This is a genomic window from Flavobacterium sp., from assembly GCF_036405015.1.
GTDB lineage: Bacteria > Bacteroidota > Bacteroidia > Flavobacteriales > Flavobacteriaceae > Flavobacterium.
Map to the genome: position 1 here is coordinate 1 of NZ_DASWYK010000013.1, position 10,043 is coordinate 10,043.

Genomic DNA, 10,043 nt, shown 5'->3' on the forward strand with positions numbered 1-10,043 from the left:
GGTAAAAAAATAATAAGAGAAGCTAATTTTTAAAGAAGAATAATTCTCAATATTCTTTAACCATATTTAAGAATTTAGAGTTTACCAACTTAGATAAACTCCCTTTTTTAGCAGTTCCTTGCCAATCCGATAATTTCCCGTTTACATAAATCTTTATTCCAAAGTCGCTTGAAGTTTCATAAAGGACATATTTTATAGTGCCACTGTTAAATTCTAGCTCATAATTTGCGTCTTGCTTTCGGAATTTAAAAATTGCTTTAGTGGCTTTTTCAGGATCTGATGGATATGCAAACGAAACAAATTTATATGCATCGTTTTGCTGAAATGCATAATATAAAACGCTTTTAGATTTAAATAAAATGATACGTCCTTTACCGTTTTTAGTGTCAAAAGCAACCACTTCGTCTAAGTTAGGTTCATAAACAGATAAAGATGAGAATGAAATCCAATTATTATCTTTTCGTTTTTTGCCTGTTATTGTCGAAAAAGGAGATGGACTATAACCATCTTCCTCAAAAGTGCATTCTTCTTTAGCCTCGATACCCGAAACGCTATAATAAGAACAAACATGAAGAGCAGCACCACCACTGCTTGAGGTTATAAGACGTTTGTTTTTAGAATCAATTTCAAATGAACCACCTCGTACACAAGAAGAATTGTAATATAAATCGCTAATACTTTTACTTAACACAAAAGAGTTTGACTTATTGATAAAGATATATGCTGTTGCCTGAGGCGTGTAACAACCTTCATCGTCATTTATCTCGTTATTAAAAATGATAATGTCGGCACGACCATCAAAATTGACATCACCTAAAATACGTATATTCGGTTCTAGGATACTTTTGAATACTGTGTTTTTGGCTATTTTGCTTATTGCTAATTTAGAAAGTTCGTTTTTGCCGTATTCGAGTACTGTTTTATTGGTTTGATTTTCTATAAGTTTATAATATTCATCTGTTTTTGAATCTTTGCTTTGTTTTACAAAATATAAAGTGTAGCCTTTCATGAAATCATTAATAACATAAGCTTTCTGGGCATTTGAGATATAGGTTTGTACAAATAGAAAAAAGATCAGGTACAGCTTTATTTTCATACGCTATTCAGGTAAGGTTTATGAGACTATTCGTCGTAAAAACTAAGTTCATCAAAGTCTTTAATTTCGGATAATTTCAGAAGTTTGGTTCTTTTAATTTTAGTTTCTGTTTTCTCGAATACTTCTTCACCGCTTTCTGCATTATGATTGGTATTTACGTTAGTGATCTTTTTTCTGGTAAGGAAATTTATGCTGGTTTCAACATCTATTACTGGGCCATTACTACTGCTGTTGTCAAATCCGATAAGGGCTAAATCGTTATCCTGAAGTCTGAACATATATTGCCAATAACCATATCTTCCGTGTGCGTAACTTACAAATAGTTTTCCTTTGGTAATTTCGACATCTAATTCAGGAGCATAATAAACACCGCCATCTTCATTTTCAGAAGAAAAACAACTTTCATTTTTCACAAACAGTTCGTAACCTTCTTTTTGGTTAAGAAGGACAATAATTCCTCTTCGATTTCGGTCTAATTCGCCACGATAATCATCTTTAACAAATTTGCTTTTATCAGTTCCTTTAATGATTAGCGCGCAGTCTTCAAGACCATCTTTATTTAAATCGCCATAGATAGTATCGAAAGCGACATAATTTTTTGGAACAAAATCAATCGGATTCTTTTTGGTTTCGACTGTAGTTTCGTCAACTTCTGGGATTTCTTTTAGATCTACTACTTCTGTATTCTGTGATTCTTTTTTAGGTGTAGAATCTTTACAGCTTACCATCATGGAAACCAGTGCAATTACTGGAATAAAAAACAAGTATTTCTTTATCATATTTTTGAGTTTGTCTTATTATATTTCATCAAAAGGGACTTCTTTATATCTTTCTAAATAGACTTTTTCATCCATTATTTCCCCTTTCGAAATTTGCTCAACGATTTTTTGCTGAAAATCAATTTCTTCTTTCAGTAACTTATTCCAATATTTCGGATTTTCGGAGAAGTTTTCAAAATAATCCAAAATATCAATCAGTAATAAAAAATTATAAACTGCAAATTCGGGTTTTTCAGAAGCATTAGCACAATTCTCAAGTCCGCTTATGATGTTGACTTCCATCGGTTCGAGTTCTTCAAAATCATCAGCATACGGATCTGTTTCTGTATCGTATTTTTTTACTGCTTCTGTGAAATAGTGGAGAGTATCGTTTTCTAAATTTTCTAAAAACTGTTTTTCGGTGATTTTAATTTTTAGATAATGCTTTATACATTCTGTGGTTTCGGGCAATAAGAAATAGAATCTTGCAAAAGCAGAACCAATACTTTTTCTCTGATTGGGATTAAGCTTTTTAAGATTGTTTTCTAAAAAAGCAGTATGTTTTGAGATTATAGATACGATATCAAACATTTCTTTTTATTTAAATCTTTATTACGAGATTTTGTTAGGCTTATTTTAATCACTTATTATTTTCGAAATAATAATTCGTAAAATGTGATGTAAACAAAAATAGCATTAAAAGTGAATATTGTGAGAAGTTTCTTTGTTTATTATGTTTTTAATCTCAAAATAAAAAGAGGTGAATTCTTGTAAAAAAATCACCTCTTTCAATATTGTTTAGATGCTGTTTTTATGAGTTTATTACATCCCAAATTTGGCATCAATATTATGCTTTTCGGCGTATGCTTTTCCGACAGTCATTAATTTGGTAAACTTAGCATCGACTTCAGTTTGAGTTGAAGCATCAAAATCGGCTATTGCTTTTTCTATTTGTTCTGGCGAAGCTTTTTCGTCTTTCATCTTAGCGATTGGTAAATAACCTTCTTTTTGTTTGGCAATTACATAAGAGAATAGGTCTTTTGATGCCTGTAAAAGCTCTTTGTTGTCTTCATCTTCTGTTATTTCCGAAATAGATTTTAAGCGGATTTCTAAATTTGATATATCATATTTGAAAGCATCCTGATACGAAGAAGGAATCATCTTTTTTTGACTTTCATCATAAACCTGTGCTTCTGATTGTAGCTTTTCATTAATTTCTTTACTTCCAAAGCGAGATAATAAATTCGAATTTAGAACCGCTATATCAAAAGTTTTTTCTGGTGAAAAATTAGAACAAGAAGCCGAAACTAAACTCCCAGTGATTAATAGTATAAGTAGTTTTGTGGTATTTAAGATTTTTTTCATTTTTTAATTTGTTTAATATTTATTGTTTTAGGGGTTTTGATTTTTTAATGATTTTCTGGTAAATTCCTAAAAGGATGACTGTTATTAGAAAAGCAACCACAATATCCAGCACTAAGTTCAGGAAAATGAATCGTGTCATTTCTTCAATAGGAGCGGGGTAAACCATTTCACTGTAAAGGATATAAAAAGACGCTGGAAAACCATATCTGTCGCTTCCATCAACTTGTCTTTGTAGAGAGGCAGTCGAAAAAGTAAGTACAGTAAAAGTAATTACCGTAAAGAGACAAATAGATATGATTTTCTTCATTGTAAGGTTTTTTTTCCTGTTTAAAGTATTTGTATATTACCTTTTACGAATATTTTTATGATTTTGACTGACGGTTAAAAACTTATTATCCGTGTAATTCTAAAATATGTAATGTATTCTCACTATCTAAAACATATAATTTATCGCCCGCTAATTGAGGACTTTCAAATGCAAGAATAGTTACTGAATTTGTTTCGTCTAAAAGCTCATAATGCCAAACTATTTCCTCAATATTATAGTCAAATAAACCAATCCATTTTGCATGACCACTTTTAAAACTTGTGTAAGAGGTAAAACTGATGTATTTATCTTGATATGAAGAGTCTTTTATACCGTATAAATTAGTATTAGTTTCGGGATTTATTTTTTCTTTTGTTATTTTTTTTAATGTTTCAATCTCTAAAGATTTAGAATTTACTTTTACAAAAGTATTTGACAAACAATATATATTGAGACTTTCTGGATGCATAAATGAATCGGTCATATCTGGAAATTCTTCAGAATGAATTGATTTTAAGATACTACCATTGTTTATGTCTAAAACTATAATTCTATTTTGTTCAGATAAAACAAAGAGTTTATCATGGGCTATTCCTAAAAATTTATGAAATTTATCTGAAATTTGGGAATTCAATTTTGATAAATCATGTTGCCAAGACAATTGATTTTTATCTGAATAGCACGTAATAAATTCATTGATAAAATAGAAAACTTTTTTTTTCGAGAAAATCCAATAAAAATTAGGAACAGTTGTTTCGAATATTTTGTTTTTCAAATCAGTCACTCCAAATTTTCTAGGTTGAGTTCTTTCAAAATAATATATATACTCATCTCTGCTTTTACTTATTCTAATATCTACAAGCTCTTTAGGAATATTGATAGAGGAGTATTTTTTCTCTGTTTTTTTTAAAAATTTTATAGGTTTGCCCACTTCATCAAGTAAAACTAATTTTTCTTGATGAAGCAGTACTTTTTCTAAATCAGACTCTTTAATAATTAAAGTTTCCGAATCTAAAAACTTGAACAATGAATTTATATTTTTAGTTTTCTTAATATAAAAGATGCCATCAATGTTGTGAGTTTTAAATATCACATCTTTAATTTTATAATGTTTTACTAAATTCATATTGTGTCTCGTCCTGAAAAAAATTACCTATTTATACTCGTGATCAAATAATTTACCCTTTCAAAATTTTACTTTTCTCAACGTCAAATTCTTCCGAAGTCAAAATTCCAGCATCCAGAAGTTCTTTTAAATCTAGTAATGCTTTTTTCTTGGCCTCCATCGAATTTGAAGTGTCTGCTTGTGGAGCTTCAGTCTGCGGTGCTGTATTTATCGGAGTTACAACTGTTCCCGATGGCGCATATTTCAAGATTAATTCTGTGATTTCATTAAAACCTTTTACGTTCGAATAATCAATTGCTTTCTGCTCTTTTATGTTTACGATTGAAGCATCGGCTTTATTGTCCAATAAATATTTTACAACATCTTTTTTTCCGTTGGCTGCGCTGTAATGCAATGGCGTATTTCCAGATTCGTCCTGGATATTGATGTCTGCTCCAGCTTCAATCAATAATTTTACCATGCTTAGATTGCCTTTTTTAGTTGCCACGTGCAAAAGACTTTCACCACCATAAGTATAAGAACTGTTTAGCGTAAAACTAGATTCATTAGCAATACTTGATGCGCTTGTAACCCAATCCAAATAATCATTCATCGATGAAGTATCACCCGCAACCGGTTTGCTGTAGTTTACATCGACTCCGTTTTCTAGAAACAATGCCACAATTTCCTTTTGATTATTCGCGCAAGCGTACCAAATAGGAGAATATCCATTATTGTTTGAAGTGAAAACATCGGCGCCTCTTTCAACCAACAATTTGGCCAACATTCGATTGGTTTCGTAACACGCAATCAAAAGTGCATTTTCTCCCGAATGATTCACATGATTTACATCGGCGCCATTGTCTAAAAGCAAAGTCACCATCGGAATTGATTTGGTATAACAAGCGTACAATAAAGGCGTATTTCCTTGTTTATCGGTAATGTTGATATCGGCACCTTTGTCTAAAAGCAACTGAATAATTTCGCGATTTAGTTTTGCTGAAGCCAATAATAACGGAGTTTCTCCATTGTTATTCAGTAAATTAACATCTACTCCTGCTTCAAGCAACTTTGTTGCAATTTCGATTTGAGCCGTTTGAACGACCAAATGCAGTAAGCTGTTTCCGTATTTATCGTTTTTGGTAATTTCGGCACCATTTTCTAAAAGATGCAAAGCGGTTTGTTTCTGTTTTTGAAGACAGGCAAAATACAATGGCGTTTCTCCCTGATGATCTTCATAATTAATATCGGCACCATCTTCGGTAAGGATTTTTACAATATCAAGATAACCGCGATGTGCAGCATAATGTAGAGCCGTTCTTCCTAATTCATCCGTATATTTAACGTCTACTTCTTTGTTTTGAAGCAGTAATTCGGCTATTTTTCTGTTCCCGTTTTCGCAGGCAACTATAAAAGACATTGACATGTTTAAAGTTTTTTAAGTAAATAATTGTTAGTTTTTCATTAAAAGCTCAACCGTTTTAATTTTCAAATTGTCGCCAGAAGCAAGCATAAGAGCCGTTTCATCTTTATCGTTGGTGATTTCTTTGTCTGCACCATTTTCAAGAAGCAGTTTTACTTTTCGATAGATTTCTTTTGCAGCTTCGGCATCGTAATTCACGTTATACGCGCAGACTTTGTGTAAAACAGTGTTACCCTGATTGTCTTGTTCGTTAACATCAAGAGAACCGCTGTCTAATACCGATTTCAGAATTCCCGATTTTTTTTCTGAAATATAATCTACACCCGATTTCGGATTTCCGTAATATTCAGCACAATGATTTAAATCGGCTCCGTCTGATAGTAATCTTTGAAGTGAGTTCAAATCGTATTCAGAATCAGACATCATTCGGATAAATTCTGTCAGTAAAGTTTTCCCGTCTTTATTGATACTACTGAAATTGGCTGATGATGATTCTGCTAAAAGTTCGTACATCGGAATCGAAAATTGTTCGGCTGCAGCGTAATAAAAAGCACTGTTTTCCTGTTTATCAGTTTCATTAGGATCGGCACCATTTTCTAGTAGCAACGGAATGTATTCTTTTTTGTGTCTTTTAACGGCATACATTAACGGAGTTGTTCCGACTACGTTTTTCTCGTTGATGTCAACACCGTTTTCAACAAGTATTTTGATGTATTCTTGGCCTTTTTCGGCATTTAGCGAATAATTGTTTACAATTTTATGAATGAGATTTTCCTGTGCATTGTTTTTAAATTGTGCATTACAGCCAAAATCTTCTATTAAACTTTTAATGATTTCTGGAACAGCTTCTTTCTCAATACAATATCCCAAAAGCGTTTGATCGCTGATTTCATCGTTAACATTATCTACTTTCGACATTATTGCTTTGAAGAAGGAAATCGACTCATCATCATTTTTGATATTTCGTGAAAGAGCATTAAAAATAGATTGGTCAAAATTGTCCAATTCGTAAATATCGGTTTCAATAAAACCGGCTTTTATGAGTTTTTCAATAAAATCAATTTCTTTCGCTTCGATAATTTTGGCCGCTATCTGCGAAAAGTTGTTTTTAAGATATTGTTCGTTAAATTTTTCTCCGTTATTTAGGCATTCTCTGGCCTCGTCAAATTTTCCTTGGAAAAGGAAATTTTCAATTTGGTTTGTCTGCATTTGAAATATATTTAAAAAATGAATGATAAACTTTAAGTACAGTTTGGTCTTAAATTAAAACCGCGCTGTAAGATAAAACATAAAAATCGTAAATATATTTCAGGATAAAAAGTAAAAAAGGCCATTTACGGCATAAAACAGACAGAATAAGTTATTTTGAATAAAAATTGTGGATGATTACAAGTTTTTGAAGATACGATCGAAAAATTTACGAACCATAAGTCATAGCTTCAACTTTACTTAAATCGGCGATCATGGTTTGGTAATTTTCGTGACTTTGCACCTGATTTAAAAAACGAAGTGAAGCCAGCGTTTTTTCTTTGACATCTTCCAAAATATATCCGTTTACTTTTAGGTTTGTAAAGCCAATTGCGACAGCGCAATTATGATTGTAAACGATTAAATGCAAGTTTTCGTCGTCTCTCTTTTCATCATAATCATAACTTTCGATATTCATTTCGTCAATGAGCTGAATGAGATAAAAATTGTTTGAAAAATTATTCTGTAGAAATCTTTCAGCTTCTATCATAGCATCAAAACCGGCATCATTCCCAAATGGCGAATAATAATCGTTTATATTAAAATAAAATTCAGATTTAAAGTAATCATTGAAAGAGGGATGTACAGTTTCTTGATTTAGACCAATTTCTGAATTGTAATAATATTGTAAAAGGTATTTTGTTATGTTTTTCCACTTGTTTAAATCGGGTAAATTGCCTTCAAAATACGTTCTGAAAATATTCAAACATTCTGTTTTTGTGACTTTCTCGAGACCATAGTGAGAAAAATCATTTTCGTATTGTTGTCTTAATTCCACCGTAAACAAATTCTCATCAGTAAGTATCGTCTGCAGATAAATTGAATTATCGATAGAGGGAACATTGTTTAGAATGAGGTAGTCGTCTGTTTTTTTGCATTTATTAATTTCGCGTTCAATAATGTCAAAACTGTTAATTGCTTTTTCTTTGTTGTTTGCTTTGGTTAAAATTGAAAATTTCATGGTTTTGTTTGAATTGTTTAACAAGAATGTATGTTTAATTTTTTAAACTAATTGTAAAAAGTATGAAAAGTCTGTAAATATATGTCGGGATAAAAAGTAAAAAAGACCGTTTACGGCATAAAACAGACAGAATAAGTTATTCTAAATAAAAAAATATAAAGATTATACATTTTACAAGTAAAAATGAAGATATTGGAACCAAAAAAAAGATTCAAATTTTATTTAACAAGCCTTTAGAATTAATCTATAAATAGCCAAATAAAAAAAATACTATCTTTACCGATCAAACGTTTATGAACTTAAGCTGCATTGTGGCAGCACTACATATATAATTATGGCATGTACAAGTTGTTCAACCTCAGATGGTGGCGCACCAAAAGGTTGTAAAAATAATGGGACTTGCGGCACCGATAGCTGCAATAAATTGACGGTTTTTGACTGGCTTTCGAACATGAGTCCGTCTAATGGAGAGGCGATTTTTGATTGTGTTGAGGTTCGTTTTAAAAACGGACGTAAGGAATTTTTTAGAAATTCAGAAAAATTAACTTTAAGTATTGGTGATATTGTAGCAACGGTTGCTTCACCAGGACATGATATTGGTATTGTGACTCTTACAGGCGAATTGGTAAAGATTCAAATGAAGAAAAAAGGAGTGAATTACGAAAGTAACGATGTACCGAAAATCTATAGAAAAGCATCTCAAAAAGATATTGATATCTGGTCTGTAGCACGTGATCGTGAAGAACCAATGAAGGTTCGAGCACGTGAACTAGCGATTCAGCATAAATTGGAAATGAAAATTTCGGATATCGAATTTCAAGGTGACGGATCGAAAGCGACGTTTTACTACACCGCAAATGATCGTGTCGATTTTAGAATGCTGATTAAAGATTTTGCTAAAGAATTCAGTACAAGAGTAGAAATGAAACAAGTTGGTTTCCGTCAGGAAGCAGCTCGTTTGGGTGGAGTTGGTTCTTGTGGACGTGAACTTTGCTGTTCGACTTGGTTGACTGATTTTAGAAGTGTAAATACTTCTGCGGCACGTTATCAGCAGTTATCATTGAATCCACAGAAATTGGCTGGACAATGCGGTAAATTAAAATGCTGCTTAAACTATGAGTTAGACACTTACATGGATGCTCTTAAAGATTTTCCAGATTATGATACCAAACTGATTACTGAAAAAGGAGATGCCGTTTGCCAAAAACAAGATATTTTTAAAGGTTTAATGTGGTTTGCTTATACCAACAACTTTGCAAACTGGCACGTTTTAAAAATTGATCAGGTAAAAGAAATTATTGCTGAGAACAAACAAAAAAATAAAGTTTCGTCTTTAGAAGATTTTGCTGTTGAGGTAGTTGCTGAGCCTGAAAAAGATTTCAATAATGCAATGGGACAAGAGAGTTTGACTCGTTTTGACCAACCAAAAAGAAAGAAAAAACCAAATCGCAAACGTAAAAATGCTGAACCTGCTGGTGTTGCAACTCAGCAGAAACCACAACAGGAAAAAAATACAAACAATAATCCTAAACCTGCAGGAAATAATAAACCTTCAGGAAATGGAAATCCGAATCAGCAGAATAAGCCGAATCCAAACAAGCAAAATCATAGGAATAAGCAAAATCCGAATAAACAAAACAATTCGAATAAGCAGAATTCTAATGAAAACAAATCTGCTGAACCTAGAAAACCAATAAAGAATACTAAAAATGAGAATAAAAAATAGCGGAATTCTTCTTTTGGCAGCAATACTTCTTTTTTCTTGTGATAAAAAAAGAGT

At 31.9% G+C, this 10,043-nt stretch carries 10 protein-coding genes and 1 pseudogene; 2 read left to right on the forward strand and 9 right to left on the reverse strand.

The features are described 5' to 3' along the window. Nucleotides 1-46 precede the first annotated feature (46 nt). From VGE71_RS01155 to VGE71_RS01195, 9 genes are all read right to left on the reverse strand, one after another. A complete protein-coding gene (locus tag VGE71_RS01155; RefSeq protein WP_331136660.1) occupies nucleotides 47-1,096 on the reverse strand; it encodes an XAC2610-related protein in 1,050 nt (349 codons plus the stop codon). A 26-nt stretch (nucleotides 1,097-1,122) separates the two neighbouring features. Next, entirely contained in the window at nucleotides 1,123-1,875 is a 753-nt protein-coding gene (locus tag VGE71_RS01160) for a hypothetical protein (RefSeq protein WP_331136661.1), read from the reverse strand. Between the two features lie 18 nt (nucleotides 1,876-1,893). Then, on the reverse strand, nucleotides 1,894-2,445 hold the full coding sequence (locus VGE71_RS01165) for a hypothetical protein (protein ID WP_331136662.1): 552 nt from the start codon (nucleotides 2,443-2,445) through the stop codon (nucleotides 1,894-1,896). A gap of 231 nt (nucleotides 2,446-2,676) precedes the next feature. Next, entirely contained in the window at nucleotides 2,677-3,219 is a 543-nt protein-coding gene (locus tag VGE71_RS01170; RefSeq protein ID WP_331136663.1) for a hypothetical protein, read from the reverse strand. Between the two features lie 19 nt (nucleotides 3,220-3,238). Then, complete coding sequence (locus tag VGE71_RS01175; RefSeq protein WP_331136664.1) at nucleotides 3,239-3,526, reverse strand: hypothetical protein; 288 nt, start codon at nucleotides 3,524-3,526, stop codon at nucleotides 3,239-3,241. 85 nt (nucleotides 3,527-3,611) lie between these two features. Beyond that, nucleotides 3,612-4,652 carry a hypothetical protein gene (locus tag VGE71_RS01180; protein ID WP_331136665.1) on the reverse strand — a complete coding sequence of 347 codons (1,041 nt, stop codon included), beginning with the start codon at nucleotides 4,650-4,652 and terminating at the stop codon, nucleotides 3,612-3,614. Between the two features lie 52 nt (nucleotides 4,653-4,704). Beyond that, a complete protein-coding gene (locus tag VGE71_RS01185; protein WP_331136666.1) occupies nucleotides 4,705-6,051 on the reverse strand; it encodes an ankyrin repeat domain-containing protein in 1,347 nt (448 codons plus the stop codon). Nucleotides 6,052-6,084: 33 nt separating this feature from the next. After that, nucleotides 6,085-7,263, reverse strand: a complete 1,179-nt coding sequence (locus VGE71_RS01190; protein ID WP_331136667.1) for an ankyrin repeat domain-containing protein — start codon at nucleotides 7,261-7,263, stop codon at nucleotides 6,085-6,087. Nucleotides 7,264-7,471: 208 nt separating this feature from the next. Beyond that, nucleotides 7,472-8,263: a hypothetical protein gene (locus tag VGE71_RS01195; RefSeq protein ID WP_331136668.1), complete on the reverse strand. Its 792-nt coding sequence runs from the start codon at nucleotides 8,261-8,263 to the stop codon at nucleotides 7,472-7,474. Nucleotides 8,264-8,597: 334 nt separating this feature from the next. On the opposite strand from VGE71_RS01195, the gene VGE71_RS01200 reads away from it, so the two are divergent. Continuing rightward, on the forward strand, nucleotides 8,598-9,989 hold the full coding sequence (locus VGE71_RS01200; RefSeq protein ID WP_331136669.1) for a regulatory iron-sulfur-containing complex subunit RicT: 1,392 nt from the start codon (nucleotides 8,598-8,600) through the stop codon (nucleotides 9,987-9,989). Beyond that, nucleotides 9,973-10,043: pseudogene (locus VGE71_RS01205) on the forward strand (gliding motility lipoprotein GldH); the annotation flags it as partial. The gene VGE71_RS01200 and the pseudogene VGE71_RS01205, both read left to right, overlap by 17 nt.

Bases quoted from the DNA above. Each gene is read 5' to 3' on its own strand.
- VGE71_RS01155 (WP_331136660.1), bottom strand. From the start codon at position 1,096: ATGAAAATAAAGCTGTACCTGATCTTTTTTCTATTTGTACAAACCTAT.
- VGE71_RS01160 (WP_331136661.1), bottom strand. From the start codon at position 1,875: ATGATAAAGAAATACTTGTTTTTTATTCCAGTAATTGCACTGGTTTCC.
- VGE71_RS01165 (WP_331136662.1), bottom strand. From the start codon at position 2,445: ATGTTTGATATCGTATCTATAATCTCAAAACATACTGCTTTTTTAGAA.
- VGE71_RS01170 (WP_331136663.1), bottom strand. From the start codon at position 3,219: ATGAAAAAAATCTTAAATACCACAAAACTACTTATACTATTAATCACT.
- VGE71_RS01175 (WP_331136664.1), bottom strand. From the start codon at position 3,526: ATGAAGAAAATCATATCTATTTGTCTCTTTACGGTAATTACTTTTACT.
- VGE71_RS01180 (WP_331136665.1), bottom strand. From the start codon at position 4,652: ATGAATTTAGTAAAACATTATAAAATTAAAGATGTGATATTTAAAACT.
- VGE71_RS01185 (WP_331136666.1), bottom strand. From the start codon at position 6,051: ATGTCTTTTATAGTTGCCTGCGAAAACGGGAACAGAAAAATAGCCGAA.
- VGE71_RS01190 (WP_331136667.1), bottom strand. From the start codon at position 7,263: ATGCAGACAAACCAAATTGAAAATTTCCTTTTCCAAGGAAAATTTGAC.
- VGE71_RS01195 (WP_331136668.1), bottom strand. From the start codon at position 8,263: ATGAAATTTTCAATTTTAACCAAAGCAAACAACAAAGAAAAAGCAATT.
- VGE71_RS01200 (WP_331136669.1), top strand. From the start codon at position 8,598: ATGGCATGTACAAGTTGTTCAACCTCAGATGGTGGCGCACCAAAAGGT.